This window comes from Ruminococcus sp. (genome assembly GCF_016287535.1).
GTDB lineage: Bacteria > Bacillota > Clostridia > Oscillospirales > Ruminococcaceae > Ruminococcus.
Genome location: NZ_JAEFAJ010000011.1, coordinates 1 through 17,616, shown reverse-complemented (window position 1 = coordinate 17,616; position 17,616 = coordinate 1). Strand labels below are relative to the sequence as shown.

Below are 17,616 nucleotides of genomic sequence, written 5' to 3'. Positions count from 1 at the left end.
AGGAGCTTCTATGAAAGAAATAGTCGGAGTACGCTTCAAGAGCGTAGGAAAAATATATTACTTCTCACCGGGAGATATAAAGGCTGAGGTGGGCGACCACGCCATAGTTGAGACTGTACGCGGCGTGGAGTGCGGAGAGGTAGTGATCGCAAACCGCCAGATAGACGACGAGATGGTAACATCTCCGCTGAAGCCTATAATCAGACTCGCGGACGAGAACGACATGAAGACCGTTGAGAAGAACAAACAGCGAGAGAAGGACGCATTCAGGATATGCGAGGAAAAGATAGCCTTCCGCAAGCTCAGTATGAAGCTGGTGGACGTTGAGTGTACCTTTGACAACAACAAGCTGCTTTTCTATTTCACAGCCGAGAACCGCGTGGACTTCCGCGAGCTGGTCAAGGACCTTGCGGCTGTATTCAGAACAAGGATAGAGTTGCGTCAGATAGGAGTCCGGGACGAGGCAAAGATACTTGGCGGACTGGGTATATGCGGCAGGGAATTCTGCTGTAAGGGATATATGGGAGATTTCCAGCCCGTGTCCATAAAAATGGCAAAGGAGCAGGGGCTTTCACTGAATCCCACCAAGATATCAGGTACCTGCGGCAGACTGATGTGCTGCCTTAAAAACGAACAGAACGCATACGAAGCCCTTCTGAAGATCACTCCCAAGGTTGGAGCTATAGTAGTTACTCCGGACGGCGACAGGGGCAAGGTTGAGGACGTAAACCTCATCACCGGCAAGCTCCGTGTAAAGACAGATAAATCAGAAGTCCCCGTAACTCTTGACAGGAGCGAGGTAAAGCTTCTTAAAGACGCTGAGATAAGAGTGAACAAAGAGGAACTCAAGGCGCTCAAGAGCCTTGAGGATCAGTAATGGAAAACAGACCAAAGGTGAATTACGGTCTGCTGCTTGACAGCAAGCTCGTTGAACTTGAAAAGAGCGGCGAAAGACCGGTGCTGCTGCTTCATGCCTGCTGTGCGCCGTGCAGCAGCCATACACTTACCGTGCTTGATAAATACTTTCGCATAACGCTGTATTTCTGCAATCCCAATATAGCTCCGGAAGAGGAATTCGATTTCCGCTTTCAGGAGCTTAAACGTCTTGTGGAAGAAATGGGACTTGACATTCCCGTTATAGAGGAACCCTACGACCCTGCGCCCTTTTATGAGCTGGCAAAGGGACTTGAAGACCTGCCCGAAAGGGGAGAGCGCTGCCGGAAATGCATAGCATATCGTTTGCGAATGGCAGGAAACAAGGCGAGGGAGCTGGGCTGTGACTATTTCACGACTACGCTCACAATAAGTCCCCATAAGGACTGTACATTCATAAATGAGTGCGGAGAACAGGTGCAGGATGAATGCGGAGTTGCCTATCTTTTCTCCGATTTCAAGAAGCACGACGGCTACAAGCATTCCATAGAGCTGTCAAGGCAGTACAATCTGTACAGACAGAACTACTGCGGCTGCGTCTACAGCAAAAAAGCCGTCAGCCGTTAGCCATTAGCTATGTAGGGGCGCACAGTGTGCGCCCGAATATCAAATGTAATTATGAAAAGCTTTATCGTATACGAAATGGAATACACAGGCGCAGTGCCTGAAAAAACCAGAATTGAAATGATACCTTTTCATGACAGGTATTACAGCCAGTATGAGCGAATATACAACGAGTGCTTCTTTGATATGCGGAAAGCTCTGGATATTGAGCCCTACAGCTTCCTTTCGGATATTCGGCAGATAAAGGATAAAAAGGAAAATATCTTCCTGCTCATGGACGGTGAAACTGTCATAGGCAGCGTGGGTTGTTACGGTACGGAAATAGACGACCTGATAGTTGCTAAGAAGTATCGGGGCAGAGGGTTCGGAAAGCAGCTGTTGCTTTGGGCGACAGAACATATCAGGGAATATACCGGTGAGCCGATAACGCTCCGTGTGGCTGAATGGAATCAGCGTGCAGTGAAGCTCTATACACAGAACGGATTTGTTATAAAAAGCAAAGAGGAGATAAAACGCTGATCTGTAGAGGCGGATATTATCCGCCCGTATAAGAGGTGAATAAAATGATTGATAAATTTACTTTTCAGCTTATTCTGTGCGGGATTGGTGATGTAATAATATGGTTTGGGATATACTTCCTTTGTGCTAAATCACATATCAGAAAAGCGGAGAAGAATAATGAAGTTCCCGATCTGAAAGGCTTGAGGATTAGTTTTATCGTTTCATGGCTTATAATACATTCTTTGTTTGTGTGGCTGGGTATTGAACTGGTAAAATGGGGCGGACCGGATTAATATAGTTTTAGGAGTGGTGCTAATGGGCAAAGAACTGAAAACAAACGCTATGCGTTTTCTTGATAAAAGCAAGATAGATTATACCGTGCAGACCTACGAATGCGAGGAGTTCATCGACGGTATCCACACAGCCGAAAAGCTGGGGCAGCCCCTTGAAGAGACCTTCAAGACCCTTGTGGCAAAGGGAAAGAGCGGCAGCTATTACTGCTTCCTGCTTCCTGTTGCTCTGGAGCTTGACTTGAAAAAAGCTGCAAAGAGCGTTGACGAGAAGTCAGTGGAGCTTCTCCACGTAAAGGACATAACGGCGGTAACAGGCTATGTACGCGGGGGCTGTACGCCTATAGGCATGAAAAAGCAGTTCATGACAGTGGTACACAACAGTGCCGAGACCATGCAGCATTTCTACATAAGCGGCGGACGCATAGGCGTGCAGATACATCTGTCGCCGCAGGCTCTTGTAAAGGCGATACGCGGAAAATTCGAGGATATAATACTTCCGCAGGCTGAACAGTAAGCCAGCTTTACAATAAGATATTTTTATGATTAGCACTCTTACACTGAGAGTGCTAATTTTCATTATACTGTCACAAAACCTTGATATTCCTTTCAAAAAAGGGCAGTAATATATAGACAATGAAAGGAAAGGGAGCGATACCGATGGAAAGTGCATATTATGAGGAAAACTGCATAGGATAAATATGAAAAATTTATTGGAGGTATGAATTATGTATGGACTTACACCTTTCGGCGGCACAGGTTTTGATCTGTGGAACGCATTCAATGACTTTGACAAAAACTTCTTCGGCGGTAATATGCCGCTGAACAACTGCCGTACCGATATCCGCGACGACGGAGACAAGTACGTGATGGAATCCGAGCTTCCGGGCTTCGAGAAGGAGGACATCAAGCTCGACATCAACGGCTCACAGCTGACTATCGCGGCTGAGCACAGCACTAACAATGACGAAAAGGACGACAAGGGCAATTATATCCGCCGTGAGAGGACCTTCGGTTCGTATAAGCGGAGCTTCGATATCGGGGATATAAATACGGACGCTATCAGCGCGGAGTACAAGAACGGTATCCTCACCATTGAGCTGCCGAAAAAGGCTCCGGAAGCGCCGGTTGCCAAGCGCCTTGAAATAAAGTAATGGCTGCCTGCCATTAAAAATAACACACCCTGTATTGAGCCATGAAGAGACAATATCTCTTCGTGGCTCTTTTTTAGTGCTTAGCTCTACTCACTAAACGCCGTGCGAGGCAAGGGAGCGGCTGCTCGGCTCGTTTATGCAGGATTAACATTCTGAGCGGGCAAAATCCGTCGGAATGTACAAATCGCTTTCCTGTTAAAAAATATTTCTTCACTTTTCTGACCGGATATGATATAATATTATTATGTATAAATATACACGCAAGCTCACGGAGGTGACCGAAAAATTGAAAAGGCTCTGTATAAGTGATCTTGACGGTACACTGCTGGACCCTAAGCCTGAAATAACAGCGCATACAGCGGAGGTCGTCAATGCTCTGACGGCAGGGGGAATGTACTTTACCTTTGCTACTGCAAGATCGATATATTCTGCCATACCAATAACCTCGGCGCTGGATATAAATGTTCCGTGCATACTTATGAACGGCGTGAGTATTTACGACATAAAAAACAAGAGCTACATAAAGAGCGAATTCATTGATCCGGCGGTCTCCGCGGAGTTGCTTCGCATATATAAGCGCCACGGTGTGGAATGCTTTATGTACCGCATAGACGACGGTGCGCTCACCTGCTATTATGAGAAGCTCACCAGCAGGGTAATGAGGAGCTTTGCCGAGGTCAGGAAGCATGAGTACAAAAAGCCTTTTGTGCAGTGCCGCCTTGAGGACTATGCCGACGGATATACGGTATATTTCACCACAAGAGGACGCTATGAGGAGCTTCTGCCGGTGAAGCTGGAAGCCGAGAAGATATCAGGCATAGACCATGCTTTTTACCTTGACGTATACGATGATTCGTGGTATCTGGAGTTCTTTTCACATAAAGCCTCAAAGTCCAACGGACTGCGTTTCCTCCGGGAGAAATACGGCTTTGATGAGATAATCGCATTTGGTGACAACCTCAATGACCTGCCCCTGTTCGCGGAGGCGGATATAAAAGTTGCGGTAGGCAACGCAAGAGACGAGGTAAAGGCTGCTGCCGACTATGTCATCGGTACCAACTCCGAGGACGGAGTTGCAAAGTGGCTGGCTGATGAATTAAAAGTTGAGAATTGAGAGTTGAGAGTTTAGAGCTGCGGTGTCGCCTGCGGCGAATTTTAAATGATATGAGCACAGTGAACGCAATAACTGTCAACTCTCCACTCTCCACTCTCAACTGACATAGATATGATAATCTTTAACATGAAAGGAAAATACATAAAATGAAGAAATTAATGCTGGGAAACGAAGCCTTCGCAAGAGGCTTGTATGAAGCGGGCTGCCGCGTAGTATCGAGCTACCCCGGTACACCGTCCACGGAGATAACCGAAGAGGTCGCAAAGTACGACGAGGTGTACGCAGAATGGGCTCCCAATGAGAAGGTCGCTATGGAGACAGCTCTCGGAGCTTCTATCGCAGGCGCAAGGAGCTTCTGCGGAATGAAGCACGTTGGTCTCAACGTAGCCGCAGACCCGCTGTATACAGCAGGATATACAGGAGTAAACGCAGGTATGGTCATCGCAGTTGCCGACGATCAGGGTATGCATTCCTCCCAGAACGAGCAGGACAGCCGCCACCACGCTATAGCTTCAAAGGTGCCCATGCTTGAACCATCAGACTCTACAGAATGTAAGGAGTTCGTCAAGCTTGCCTTCGAGCTTTCGGAGAAGTTTGACGCACCGTTCATAGTAAGAATGTCCACGAGAGTTGCTCACTCACAGAGCATAGTTGAAATGGAGGAGCGCAATGACCTCCCTCTTAAAGACTACGAAAAGACTCCCAGCAAGTTCGTTATGATGCCTGCATACGCAAAGGGCAGACACGTATTCGTTGAGGAGCGTACAAAGAAGCTCATCGAGTATTCCGAGACTACCCCCCTCAACAGAGTTGAGATATCAGACAAGGCTGAGTTCGGCGTTATCACCAACGGAGCCGCTTACCAGTACGTAAAGGAAGCTCTCGGCGACAAGGCTTCCGTACTTAAACTGGGTATGGTAAATCCTCTCCCGGTAAAGCTCATTCAGGACTTTGCAAAGAAGTATGAGCAGGTATACGTTATCGAGGAGCTTGACGGCATAATCGAGGAGCACTGCCGCAACATCGGCGTGAACAACGTGAAGGGCAAGGAGATATTCGGCTATATCGGAGAGCTTCCCCAGTCTGTCATCGCAGAGAAGCTTCTCGGTGAGAAGAAGGACTTTGTTGCTCTTGATGATGAAATACCTGTACGTCCTCCTGTTATGTGTGCGGGATGTCCCCACAGAGGACTGTTCTACTGCCTGAAAAAGCTGGGTGTTACGGTATCCGGAGATATCGGCTGCTACACTCTCGGAGCTGCCGCACCTCTCAACGCTATAGATACAACTATCTGCATGGGAGCTTCCATATCCGGACTTCACGGCTTCAACAAGGCAAGGGGAGCGGAGTCAGAGCACAAGACGGTTGCGGTCATCGGCGATTCCACCTTCATGCACAGCGGCATGACAGGTCTTGTGAATATCGCTTACAATAATTCAAATTCAACAGTTATCATACTCGATAACTCTATCACAGGCATGACAGGTCATCAGCAGAACCCCACCACAGGCAAGAACCTCAAGGGCGATCCTGCTGCGGCAGTAAACCTTGAAGAGCTCTGCAAGGCTATCGGCATCAAGCGCGTAAGAGTTACAGACCCCTACAAGCTTGCCGAGACAGAGGCAGCTATCAAGGAGGAGCTCGCAGCTGACGAGGCTTCTGTTATTATCTCACGCCGTCCATGCGCACTTCTGAAGTACGTTAAGCACAATCCGCCTGTAAAGGTGAATACAGACAAGTGTGTAGGCTGCAAGATGTGCATGAAGCTGGGATGTCCCGCTATATCGATGCGCGACGGCAAGGCAGTTGTTGACCACACTCTCTGCGTAGGCTGCGGAATCTGCCAGGAGCAGTGCAAGGTCGGCGCAATCGAGTGAATAGTAAGTAGTGAGTAGAACTTAGAACTAAGATCTAAGAACTAAGTAGGGGCGGTAACTTCCTGTAGTACAGGGAGATGTCCGAAGGACAGAGGGTCGCGGCTCCTGTTGGGAGTTCCGCCGCCCGTGAAAATAAGGAAATTATCATGTTACAGATGAACATATATGAGGAATTTGCCCACTGGCTGGACGATATCCTCGAAAACAACGATATGCCTGAGGAGACAAAGGCGTTCTGTTTCAATCTCTATGAGGAGTCTGAAGAAGATCACATCTACGCGGTACAGCTTGTAGCTGCCTGCGAATTTGATCCCGATGACAAGGAGGGCGAATGGGCGTGTGAGGAGGTATGGAGCTGTGAAGAGAATATCTTTACTGTCGATACTTCCGACGAGGACGATACAGGTCGTGAACACGCACAGGAGCTTATAAAGGAAATGGCTGAGGAATATATCAGCAACGGAAGATATAAGGACATTTTAAGCGGGGGCAGAGGCGCCGCTATAGGATTTGTAGACGGCGATCTTGAAATAATATAGGGAGAGTATGGAAAAATGGACGATTTAATGCAAAGCGTAGGAGGACCCAACGGTATCGGCGATCTTAACAGCATGAAAGAGCTTGCGCAGCAGGCAGCTGAGGAAGCTGAAAATGCAGCTATGCAGTCAACAGGCTACAGTAACGCACAGAGTGGCTACGGACAGCAGTCAACAGGCTACAGCAATGCGCAGAGCGGCTACGGACAGCAGTCAACGGGCTACAGTAATTCTCAGAGTGGCTACGGACAGCAGTCAACGGGCTACAGCAATGCGCAAAGCAGCTACGGACAGCAGTCAACGGGCTACAGTAATTCTCAGAGCGGTTACGGACAGCAGTCATCAGGCTACGGTAATTCGCAGTACGGTTATGGACAGCAGTCATCAGGCTACGGTAATTCGCAGTACGGTTATGGACAGCAGTCAACGGGCTACGGTAATTCGCAGTACGGCTACGGACAGCAGTCATCAGGCTACGGTGATTCGCAGTACGGTTATGGACAGCGTTCCACGGGCTACAGTGATACTTCTTACAGTTCGACCCCGGATTTCGGAGCTTCATATGCCGGTTTCGATGAGCCTGTTCAGTTCACGTCGGTTTTAAAGGGCGCTCTTGGCGCAATTATCGGTGCGATACCCGGTTTCTTCCTGATCGCAGGTCTCGCAAGAATGGGCTTTATTGCCTCATTGTGCGGTGCCGTACTTGCCGGCGGAGTATTCTTCGGATACTATATCGCTACAAGAAACGACAAGACTGCGTCAAAGGTAATGTTTATCGTATGCATATCCGTAATGGTAATAACGGTATTCCTGGCAGTCCGTATGTCATGGACTTACAAGCTGAGAGACACTCTTATCGCCGCGAAAAGCTATGCTAATTCTGAGATAGCCAATAACGATAAGTATGAGGGTATTACAGAATCGACTGTAGACGATGCTTTATACTATATGTTCGGTTTTTCGGATCCTACGTATTCAAATTGTTCGGCGCATTTCAGCAGGATACTTGATCACTATGACATAAAGGGAAAATTTGTGATCTCTGTTCTGGAAAATTACCTCTTCTGCGCTATGGGAGGATTATGGCTGTTCTCCAAGTTCGGAAAGAAAGACTGATAAAGATCATTGATATTAAGGAGTAATATATAATGGAAACTAAATCTATAATGATAGTCGGAGTCGGCGGACAGGGTTCGCTGCTTGCTTCAAGACTTCTCGGAAATGTGCTTCTCGCACAGGGCTATGACGTAAAGGTCAGCGAGGTACATGGAATGTCACAGAGAGGCGGCTCCGTTGTCACTTATGTAAAATACGGCGATAAGGTATATTCACCTGTTATCGAAAAGGGTGAGGCAGACGCTGTTATATCCTTCGAGCTCCTCGAAGCCGCAAGATGCCTTCCTTATCTGAAGAAGGGCGGAAAGCTCATAACCTCCACACAGCAGATAGACCCCATGCCGGTCATCACAGGAGCTGCAAAGTATCCCGATAATCTCGTGGAAAAGCTCAGGGCGGCAGGTGCTGAGATAGTAGCTGTGGACGCTCTCTCACTGGCTGAGCAGGCAGGTACGGCAAAGGCTTCAAACGTAGTTCTCATGGGCGTTCTCGCCTCACGTATGGACTATCCCGACGAGCTCTGGCAGAAGGCACTGGAGCAGTGCGTACCGGCTAAGTTCCTCGAACTCAACAAGAAGGCTTTCGAGCTTGGCAAAGCAGCTAAGTAAATAGAACTAAGAGCTAAGAAATTAGAAAGTAGAAAGTAGTAATTAGTAGGAGCTGATATTATCCGCCCGCAGATGATGAATGATAATAAATTACCATTTGCAGGGGACACCGCCCTCGGCGTCCCGCATTCGGGCGAATAATATCCTATTCTACAGTAAAAGCATAATTAAATTTACATAATAAATCCACAAATAAGGAGTCGAAGTCCAATGGAAAAATATTGGAACAAAGAGATCGAATGTATGTCGCGGGAGAAAATGAAAAAGCTCCAGGACGAGCGTCTCGTGGCACAGGTAAAGCACGTATACGAAAATGTGAAGTACTACCGTGATCTCATGGACAAAAAGGGCGTCAAGCCCGAAGACATCAAGGGAACAGAGGATCTTCACAAGCTGCCGTTTCTCAGCAAGGCTGATCTTCGTGACGCATATCCATACGGCTTGCTTGCAAAGCCTCTCAGCGAATGTGTAAGGATACATTCCACAAGCGGCACCACAGGCAAGAGAGTAGTCGCTTTCTATACGCAGAACGACGTTGATATGTGGGACGACTGCTGCGCGAGAGCTATAACCGCGGCAGGCGGCACAAAGGAGGACGTTGTTCAGGTAGCCTACGGCTACGGACTGTTTACCGGCGGTATGGGACTGCACGGCGGCTCCCACAAGGTAGGCTCTCTTACACTGCCTATGAGTTCGGGAAATACCGAAAGGCAGATACAGTTCATGCAGGATCTCGGCGCGACGATACTCTGCTGCACTCCTTCCTACGCAGCTTACATAGGAGAGACTCTTCACGATATGGGACTTTCTCCCGACGATATCAAGCTTAAAGCCGGTATCTTCGGAGCAGAGCCGTGGACTGAGGAGATGCGCCGTTCTATTGAGAAATCCCTTGGTATAAAGGCTTTCGATATCTACGGACTTACAGAGTCCAGCGGTCCCGGCGTCGCCTTCGAGTGCTCGGAGCAGTCGGGTATGCACATCAACGAGGACAACTTTATCCCTGAGATAATAGATCCCGATACGGGAGAGGTTCTCCCTGAGGGCGAGGTTGGAGAGCTTGTGTTCACAAGCATCACCAAGGAAGCCTTCCCGCTTCTCAGATACCGCACACGCGATCTCTGCGTACTGAGCAGAAAAAAGTGCTCATGCGGACGTACACTCATAAAAATGGCGAAGCCTATGGGCAGAAGCGACGATATGCTGATAATCCGCGGAGTAAACGTATTCCCGTCACAGATAGAAACAGTTCTCATAGAACAGGGATATTCTCCGAATTATCTTATTGAGGTCGACCGTGTGAACAATACGGATACTCTCGATATCAGCGTAGAGATGAACCCAGAGCAGTTCTCGGACAAGGTTAAGGATATGCAGAAGCAGGAGCGTGATCTTGCCGTTGCTATCAAGACAATGCTGGGTATAAATCCTAAGGTTCATCTTGTATCGCCTAAATCGATCACACGAAGCGAGGGTAAGGCTGTACGAGTTGTCGACAGACGAAAGCTTCATGATTAAGGTTTAAACAGAAGCGCTCAACGCGCGGCTGTTCAAATATTTTCTACTTATTATAAGGAGGTTTCATTTATGAAAATCAGATTGTTTTCCACAAATTATATGCCGGAGCAGGAGAAATATCAGAGGTTCGCTGCATTTGAGAATGAACTTAATCAGTTCATCCAGGGGGTAAAGGTTATCGACATCAAGTACAGTACATCGGCAGGTCTCTGCCACGACGCGCAGACACACGTAAACGAGTACGTTGACGAGCATTCTGTTCTCGTAATGTATGAGGACCTTCCTAAGACAGCTGCAAAGAAAAAGTGATCCTTCACGGCGTTGAAAATATCCTGACTTGAAGGAGGAAGATCATATGTCAAATGTAAGACAGATCTCAGTTTTTATAGACAATAAACCCAATCAGCTGGCAGGCGTCATGAGAATGATGAAGGAGAGCAGGATAAATGCCCGCGCTCTCACTGTTGCCGACACAAAGGATTTCGGTATTCTTCGTATGATAGTCAACGATACCGATAAGGCGGTGGAGAAGCTCAAGGCAGCTTCCTTTGCTGTTGCAGTAACAGAGATAGTTGCCATATCCATTCCTGATTCGCCCGGACAGCTCAGCCGCGTACTTGATATCCTCGGAAGCAGGAACGTAAATATCGAGTATCTCTATACTTTTCTCGGTAAGTCGGACAAATCAGTATCATTTGTGATAAGAGTGGACGATAACGAAAACGCTTCCGAAGCTCTTACTGACGGGGGTATTATTCAGCTTACCGAAAATGATATCGCTGAAATGTAAGGATTGCACAAAAAGAATAACTGCTTGTAAAATTATTTTGAAAACACTTGACATGATTCCCAGGAATGATGTATAATATTTATGTAAGAATCAGCGGGAAACCCCGACGGGAGTGATGTGTTATGAGTATTCTCGATAAGTTCAATGATGCAAGCAGAGGCGTTTCGGAGAAGGCTAAAAGCATTTCGGAGGCTAATAATCTTAAAAGAAAGATACTCTATGAGGAGGAAAGGATCGTAGAGATCTTTACAGATATCGGAAAGAAGTACTATAAGGATCACGGTGAGGACATTGAAGGTCTCAAGGCTCTCTGTGACGATATAGATACAAGACGCAGAAGAATAAAGAAGATGAGATATGAGCTCAACGGCATAAGAGGCTACAAGGTTTGTCCCAAGTGCGACGCTGAGGTCAATGAACGCTTCCAGTTCTGCGGACGCTGCGGCGCGAGACTTCCTGATATCGAGGACGAGGACTTTATGTCGCTTGAGCCTAATGATTATTACACGGAAAGCAGCAATAACTTCTTCAATGCTGATCCAAACAAGAACTATTGATCATAAGGGCTGTTCTGAGACTATCGGAACAGCCTTTTTATACTCAGGGGCATTGCGGAAGCGCCTGCTTATACGTCTGCACAGTATCCTTGCGGGGATACACAGTACGAACCAGAAGCAGGAAAAGGGGATACATATCTGTCCGAGAAAATTAAAGGGCATATCAGAGTAATCCCATACGTTCCAGTGCATAATAATATTGTCAAAAATGCCGACGGCAAACTCTGTGGCGGTTATGATAAGAGTACCCGCAACACAGCTGCGTATAAGAGTCATCTTGCTGCGGCTGTTCAGTGCGTAAAGCGCCGCAAGCACCGCGCCTCCGGTGAGAGACATGGTCCAGTGAGTGTAACCGCGCATGGCTATCTCGATAAGACTGTAACAGAAAAATCCCATAAGAAAAGAATATAACAGCTGTGAGAGCTTCATAGTATCACCTCAGAAATCATTATCACCATTTTTTACAATGAATATACAGAAGGGGAGTTGGAATATATGAGAAAGAGCTGCATACTTATGCACATATCGAGCCTGCCGTCAAACTACGGCATAGGAAAAATGGGAAAGGCTGCATTTGACTTTGTTGACTTCCTGAAGTCGGCAGGAGTAAAATGCTGGCAGATACTGCCCCTTTCTCCTACGAGCTATGGTGATTCGCCTTATCAGTCATTCTCTGTACACGCGGGAAATCCTTACTTCATAGACTTTGAGGTCCTTGAAGGAGACGGTCTTCTTGAACGCCACGAGTACGATATGTTCGACTGGGAAAATGAGCCTGACAAGGTGGATTACAGTCTCCTTTACGACAACTGCTACGACGTGCTCCACATTGCCTACGAGCGCTTCAAGCCTGCTAAGTTCCCGGATTACAGGAAGTTCTGCACCGAGAATAAAAAATGGCTGGATGAGTATGCGCTTTTCATGGCGCTGAAATTCCGCTATGATGGAAAGCCATGGTACTCCTGGGAGGAGGATATCTCCATGCACAGGGCTAAAGCCGTTGCTCAGGCGAAGAAGGAACTTAAAAAGGATATAGGCTTCCATAAGTTCATACAGTTCGAGTTCAGCCGCCAGTGGAAGGTGCTTAAAAAGTATGCCAACGACAGCGGCATTGAGATAATAGGAGATATACCCATATACTGCGCCCTTGACAGCGTTGAGGCATGGGCTTCGCCCAAGCTGTTCTGGTTTGACAAGGAGCGCAAGCCTGTTGCGGTGGCAGGCTGTCCGCCTGATGACTTCTCGCCACTGGGACAGCTCTGGGGAAATCCACTGTACGACTGGGACTACCATAAAAAGACCGGCTATGAGTGGTGGATAGACCGTATCGGCGCCGCGTCAAAGCTCTACGACATAGTGCGTATAGACCATTTCCGCGGCTTTGAGAGCTATTATACCATACCCTACGGCAACGAGGACGCAACCGTGGGAGAGTGGAAGAAGGGGCCGAACTATGAGCTGTTCAAGCTTGCTGAGAAGAAGCTTGGAAAGCTTGATATCATTGCGGAGGACCTGGGCTTCATTACTCCAGAGGTGAGAAAAATGCTGGACAAATGCGGCTATCCGGGAATGAAGGTGCTGCAGTTTGGATTCAGCGACGGCAGGAACGAGTACCTGCCCCACAATTACAGCAGTACAAATTACTACGCATACACAGGCACTCACGATAATGAGACTCTTATAGGCTGGGTGGAGACCCTTGATAAGAAGTCACTTAAATTCGCTCTGAAATACCTCAGCGTAAAGCGTAAAAAGGATATCCCTGCGGCTGTTGTACGTGCCGCATGGGGAAGTGTTGCGGAGGTGGCTGCGGCGCAGATACAGGACTTCCTTGACAGCCCTAAGGAGGGAAGGATGAATACGCCCTCAACTCTCGGCGGCAACTGGGAGTTCCGTACTCACGCCTCGGATTTTACGCCGGAGCTTGCGAAGAAGATCAAAAAGCTGAACAAGATGTACAACAGAGCTTAGAGCTAAGAATAAAAGCTGTAAGGACATATCTAAGTTCTTAGATCTGAGATCTTAGTTCTTGAAAAGGAGTAAGGGAATATGGACAAGAATCAATTTATGGAAAAATTCACCGGAAGACTTCCCAAGGATATAAAGGCCGCAACTCCGCAGCAGCTTCACGACGCTCTCGGTAAGACGGTCATGGAGATGTTTGCAGACCGGTGGAGCAGTGCCCGTCAAAAGCACCTCTCAAAGCGCCGTGCGGCTTACCTTTCCATGGAGTTCCTTGTGGGAAGAGCGGTATACAATAATCTGCTGGTGCTCGGTATCTACGATGAGGTGGGCGAGGTATTCAAAGAGCTGGGGCTCGACCTTGCAGACCTTGAGGAAATAGAGGACGCAGCTCTCGGAAACGGCGGTCTCGGCAGACTTGCTGCCTGCTTCCTTGACAGTGCCGCAAGCCTCGGACTTCCTCTTGACGGCTACGGTATACGTTATAAGTACGGACTGTTCAGGCAGTCAATAGTTGACGGCTTTCAGCGTGAGGAGATAGACGACTGGACAAGGTACGGCGACCCGTGGTCGGTGCGCTGCGAGGAGGATACTGTCCTTATCGAGTACAGCGGTCAGACTGTAAGGGCTGTGCCATACGATATGCCGGTATTCGGCTTCCGCACGGAGAATGTGGGTACTCTGAGACTTTGGCAGGCTGAGCCTGTGAAGGAGTTCGACTTCGATATATTCAACAAGCAGGACTACCTTGAAGCGTCAAAGGAGAAGATATACGCCGAGGACATATCCCGTGTGCTGTATCCCAACGACGACACCGACGAGGGAAAGAAGCTCAGGCTCAAACAGCAGTATTTCTTCAGCTGCGCTTCCCTTACTGATATAATAAGGAAGCACAAGGCTCGTTTCGGTACTCTCGATAACTTGGCGGATTATATCTCCGTTCAGCTCAATGATACCCACCCTGTTATATCTATCCCGGAGCTCATAAGGCAGCTTGTGGACAATGAGGGCTTCACCTTTGAGAGAGCTCTTGAAATGGCTAAGAAAATATTCAACTACACCAACCATACCGTAATGCAGGAGGCTCTTGAAAAGTGGCGCACAGACCTTGTGGAAGAGCTGCTGCCACGTATCTATGCTATAATCATACAGATAAACGAGGCTCTTATCGCGGATATGTACAATGGGGGAGTTGAAAGGAAAAAGACAGACCGCATAAAGATAATAAAGGGTGACCTTATCCACATGGCGGACATGGCATGCTATGCTTCAAGCCATATCAACGGCGTTGCGGAGATACACACACAGATACTCAAGGATACCGTCCTTTCGGACTGGTTCAGTCTTTATCCGGAGCGCTTCCGCAACGAGACAAACGGAATAACCCAGAGGCGCTGGATAGCCCTCTGCAACAGGGAGTTGTCGGCTCTTATCACTAAGCTCCTCGGAAGCGATGACTGGATAAATGACCTTGATAAGCTGAAGGAGCTTGCAAAATATGCGGACTATGAGAATATACTCCGCAGCTTCATTGATATCAAGCAGGGGAAAAAGCGTCAGCTTGCGGAGTTTATAAGGCTGCGCGACGGCGTGGATATCTCTCCGGATTCTGTATTCGACATACAGATAAAGCGCCTTCACGAGTACAAGAGGCAGCTCCTCAACGCCTTTTCTATCCTGTGGATATACTACGGCATAAAGGACGGCAGTATACAGAACTTCCCGCCGACCACCTATATCTTCGGAGCTAAATCAGCTCCCGGATACCGCCGCGCAAAGGCTATAATCAAGTATATCAATGAAGTCGGTAGGATAGTCTCTGAGGACCCCGATACCCGTGATCTTATTAAGGTTGTGTTCGTGCAGAACTACAACGTATCCTATGCGGAAAAGCTTGTGGCAGCTGCGGATATCTCGGAACAGATATCCACCGCAGGCACTGAGGCAAGCGGTACGGGAAATATGAAGCTCATGCTCAACGGAGCGGTAACTCTCGGCACCTACGACGGCGCTAATATTGAGATAGTGCAGGAGGCAGGAGAGGAGAACAATTACATCTTCGGAGCCCGTGTTGAAGAGCTTGAAAAGATAGTTCCCGAATACGACAGCAGAAGCATATTCGCAGGCGACGATATGATACGAAAAGTAGTGTCATCGCTTATCGACGGAACTGTTTCCGACGGCGGCAGCGGTGATTTCCGCGAGCTTTATATGGCTCTCCTTGACGGCGCGAGCTGGCACGCTCCCGATCATTATTATCTCCTCGGAGATATGAGGGACTACGTTGAGACAAAGCTGCGCTGCATTTACGACTACAGCAATGACAGGCTCGCCTTTGCACGGAAGCAGTGGCTGAATATGTGCAATGCCGGCAAGTTCAGCTCCGACAGGACTATCGCAGACTATGCTGAGAATATATGGAGGATATAGCCATTAGCCTCGGCTTTCAGGAAATAGCGCTTTATACAGACAATACGTCCGCATTTGTGATTATCTCACAGGTGCGGACGTTTTTTATGACAAATGTAACTGAGGAAGTGACATCTGACATCTTTGAAAAAGTCCGCATATGCTGTATCATAAGTACAGTAAAGGTGGCAGGGATACAACATAATCCCCTGCACGGATCAAAAAGGAGATGTTATTATGAAAAAATGGGAAAAGGTTTTAATGTGTATATTCGCGATCGGCACAGGTATTTTCGCTGTTGAAATTCTTTACAGGCACTTCTTTCTTGAAATCCCTTTCGATTATTATATGTTTGACACGGTAACTTCTGTTCTGGCATGGATATTTATAGTTTCGGTATTAGGTACGATTGCGATACTGATATCCTGCAGACTGAGAAAGCGTACTGATACGGGATTAAAGCCTGTGTCAAAGCTTTACAGAGCAAGCTTCTTTGCGTCATTCATACCGTTTCTGTTACTTTTTATCAGCTCGCTGATATCTGCTGTGGGCGGTTTTACGTTTTTAGGTTCCACCAGCTACGGCTTTGATGCGTTCTGGAGCAATATAGTTATTATGGGAGTGTATGCTTTCGGAGTAATTATCCCCATATTCCCGCTGTGTATATTCTGGCAGATACTTTATCTCATCAAGAGGAGAAGATACAGAAAGCTTATGAAGGAAAGCAACTGATTTACGGCTCAGTGAAATTATATCAAGGATGTGAGTGTATGAAAAAACTAATGGTCACCGAAGTTTTTGCCTTTACGGCAATGGCTTTAATCTGCTTTGTTTTTAAATGTATGTTCAGAGATGATATAGATTCTGTCCTTTTATTGCACAACATCGGTATCTTCTGCGGTATAAAGGCGACAGGCGTACTGCTCGATATCCTTTCGGAAAAAGAACATACCCATTCGGGTATCCGTTTGAAGATGAGTACGATCGCACTGGCTGTATTGCTTCCTTTTGCACTTAGCAGAACATGGAAAGGCCTTTATATATTTGCAGGTTCAATTTATGGAGCAGCATTCGTTTTCGTCTTTGATCTTGCAGTGTTTGTACTTTGCAGAACTATCAGATTTGTCAGGAAGAAAACAACTGCCGACTAATAGAAAAAACTCCCCGATATATGCCGGGGAGCTTTTTTATGTTAAAATATAAAAATATGTAAAGCCGACTTGACAAAAAATGTAAAGCGTGCTATACTAATATTGTAAAGTTAGCTTTACTTTTGCAAAGGAAGGTGATTATTTGAAGAATAAGATACAGGAGCTGCGAAAAGCCCGAAAGGTCACGCAGCAGGAGCTTGCGGACGCTCTAAGCGTCACGCGGCAGACTATAATATCACTGGAAAACGGAAAATACAATGCATCCCTCACACTTGCCCACAAGGCGGCGCAGTTCTTCGGTGTTGCTATCGAGGATCTGTTCATATTCGAGGGCGAGGAGAATTTATAAGGAGGAAAATTATGGAGAATTTCAGAATTACAATAAAGAAGAGAATTTATTTTTTCATTCTTCTTGCGGTTATCATGGTTGCAGGAATAATTCTGCTTGCAGCATTCGGAAGAGCTAATGACGGATTTAATGCAACAAGCGGCATATTAGGCGCAATGCTTGCAATTGCTGTCGGCAACATCATTAC

Annotated in this window: 21 protein-coding genes; 20 read left to right on the top strand and 1 reads right to left on the bottom strand. The window is 47.3% G+C overall.

All coding sequences use genetic code 11. From position 1 onward, the window contains the following. Positions 1-10: 10 nt before the first annotated feature. From QZZ36_RS06195 to QZZ36_RS06125, 15 genes are all read left to right on the top strand, one after another. Positions 11-877: a stage 0 sporulation family protein gene (locus tag QZZ36_RS06195; RefSeq protein ID WP_295078495.1), complete on the top strand. Its 867-nt coding sequence runs from the start codon at positions 11-13 to the stop codon at positions 875-877. Next, positions 877-1,500: an epoxyqueuosine reductase QueH gene (locus QZZ36_RS06190; protein ID WP_295078493.1), complete on the top strand. Its 624-nt coding sequence runs from the start codon at positions 877-879 to the stop codon at positions 1,498-1,500. The genes QZZ36_RS06195 and QZZ36_RS06190 overlap by 1 nt, the downstream gene beginning before the upstream one ends. Positions 1,501-1,551: 51 nt before the next feature. Continuing rightward, the gene (locus QZZ36_RS06185; protein ID WP_295078489.1) at positions 1,552-2,016 is read left to right on the top strand and encodes a GNAT family N-acetyltransferase; all 465 of its coding nucleotides are present in this window, start codon (positions 1,552-1,554) and stop codon (positions 2,014-2,016) included. 44 nt (positions 2,017-2,060) lie between these two features. Continuing rightward, complete coding sequence (locus tag QZZ36_RS06180; RefSeq protein WP_295078486.1) at positions 2,061-2,291, top strand: hypothetical protein; 231 nt, start codon at positions 2,061-2,063, stop codon at positions 2,289-2,291. A 22-nt stretch (positions 2,292-2,313) separates the two neighbouring features. Then, positions 2,314-2,805 (top strand): Cys-tRNA(Pro) deacylase, encoded by a 492-nt coding sequence (gene ybaK, locus QZZ36_RS06175; protein ID WP_295078483.1) that lies wholly within the window; start codon positions 2,314-2,316, stop codon positions 2,803-2,805. Positions 2,806-3,016: 211 nt separating this feature from the next. Next, a complete protein-coding gene (locus tag QZZ36_RS06170) occupies positions 3,017-3,442 on the top strand; it encodes an Hsp20/alpha crystallin family protein (protein ID WP_295078480.1) in 426 nt (141 codons plus the stop codon). 286 nt (positions 3,443-3,728) lie between these two features. Next, entirely contained in the window at positions 3,729-4,556 is an 828-nt protein-coding gene (locus tag QZZ36_RS06165) for an HAD family hydrolase (protein WP_295078477.1), read from the top strand. 146 nt (positions 4,557-4,702) lie between these two features. Further along, positions 4,703-6,433: an indolepyruvate ferredoxin oxidoreductase subunit alpha gene (gene iorA / locus QZZ36_RS06160; protein WP_295078474.1), complete on the top strand. Its 1,731-nt coding sequence runs from the start codon at positions 4,703-4,705 to the stop codon at positions 6,431-6,433. A 146-nt stretch (positions 6,434-6,579) separates the two neighbouring features. Continuing rightward, complete coding sequence (locus QZZ36_RS06155; protein WP_295078471.1) at positions 6,580-6,972, top strand: hypothetical protein; 393 nt, start codon at positions 6,580-6,582, stop codon at positions 6,970-6,972. 15 nt (positions 6,973-6,987) lie between these two features. Next, entirely contained in the window at positions 6,988-8,085 is a 1,098-nt protein-coding gene (locus QZZ36_RS06150; RefSeq protein ID WP_295078468.1) for a hypothetical protein, read from the top strand. 32 nt (positions 8,086-8,117) lie between these two features. Further along, positions 8,118-8,693 (top strand): indolepyruvate oxidoreductase subunit beta, encoded by a 576-nt coding sequence (locus QZZ36_RS06145; protein WP_295078465.1) that lies wholly within the window; start codon positions 8,118-8,120, stop codon positions 8,691-8,693. A 210-nt stretch (positions 8,694-8,903) separates the two neighbouring features. Beyond that, positions 8,904-10,211: a phenylacetate--CoA ligase gene (locus QZZ36_RS06140; RefSeq protein WP_295078462.1), complete on the top strand. Its 1,308-nt coding sequence runs from the start codon at positions 8,904-8,906 to the stop codon at positions 10,209-10,211. A gap of 69 nt (positions 10,212-10,280) precedes the next feature. After that, a complete protein-coding gene (locus QZZ36_RS06135) occupies positions 10,281-10,520 on the top strand; it encodes a hypothetical protein (protein ID WP_294753325.1) in 240 nt (79 codons plus the stop codon). A gap of 46 nt (positions 10,521-10,566) precedes the next feature. Continuing rightward, on the top strand, positions 10,567-11,001 hold the full coding sequence (locus tag QZZ36_RS06130; protein WP_295078459.1) for an amino acid-binding protein: 435 nt from the start codon (positions 10,567-10,569) through the stop codon (positions 10,999-11,001). 122 nt (positions 11,002-11,123) lie between these two features. Then, positions 11,124-11,558, top strand: coding sequence for a zinc ribbon domain-containing protein (locus QZZ36_RS06125; RefSeq protein ID WP_295078456.1), 435 nt, complete (start codon positions 11,124-11,126; stop codon positions 11,556-11,558). Here QZZ36_RS06125 and QZZ36_RS06120 read toward each other — a convergent pair whose 3' ends face one another. After that, positions 11,559-11,987, bottom strand: coding sequence for a hypothetical protein (locus tag QZZ36_RS06120; RefSeq protein ID WP_295078453.1), 429 nt, complete (start codon positions 11,985-11,987; stop codon positions 11,559-11,561). It lies immediately after the preceding gene. Positions 11,988-12,053: 66 nt separating this feature from the next. On the opposite strand from QZZ36_RS06120, the gene malQ reads away from it, so the two are divergent. From malQ to QZZ36_RS06095, 5 genes are all read left to right on the top strand, one after another. Next, the gene (gene malQ, locus QZZ36_RS06115) at positions 12,054-13,529 is read left to right on the top strand and encodes a 4-alpha-glucanotransferase (RefSeq protein WP_295078450.1); all 1,476 of its coding nucleotides are present in this window, start codon (positions 12,054-12,056) and stop codon (positions 13,527-13,529) included. 78 nt (positions 13,530-13,607) lie between these two features. After that, entirely contained in the window at positions 13,608-15,950 is a 2,343-nt protein-coding gene (locus QZZ36_RS06110; RefSeq protein ID WP_295078447.1) for a glycogen/starch/alpha-glucan phosphorylase, read from the top strand. Positions 15,951-16,166: 216 nt separating this feature from the next. Beyond that, a complete protein-coding gene (locus QZZ36_RS06105; RefSeq protein ID WP_295078444.1) occupies positions 16,167-16,661 on the top strand; it encodes a hypothetical protein in 495 nt (164 codons plus the stop codon). A 38-nt stretch (positions 16,662-16,699) separates the two neighbouring features. Continuing rightward, on the top strand, positions 16,700-17,080 hold the full coding sequence (locus tag QZZ36_RS06100) for a hypothetical protein (protein WP_295078441.1): 381 nt from the start codon (positions 16,700-16,702) through the stop codon (positions 17,078-17,080). Between the two features lie 142 nt (positions 17,081-17,222). Next, the gene (locus tag QZZ36_RS06095) at positions 17,223-17,429 is read left to right on the top strand and encodes a helix-turn-helix transcriptional regulator (RefSeq protein WP_295078438.1); all 207 of its coding nucleotides are present in this window, start codon (positions 17,223-17,225) and stop codon (positions 17,427-17,429) included. Positions 17,430-17,616 lie beyond the last annotated feature (187 nt).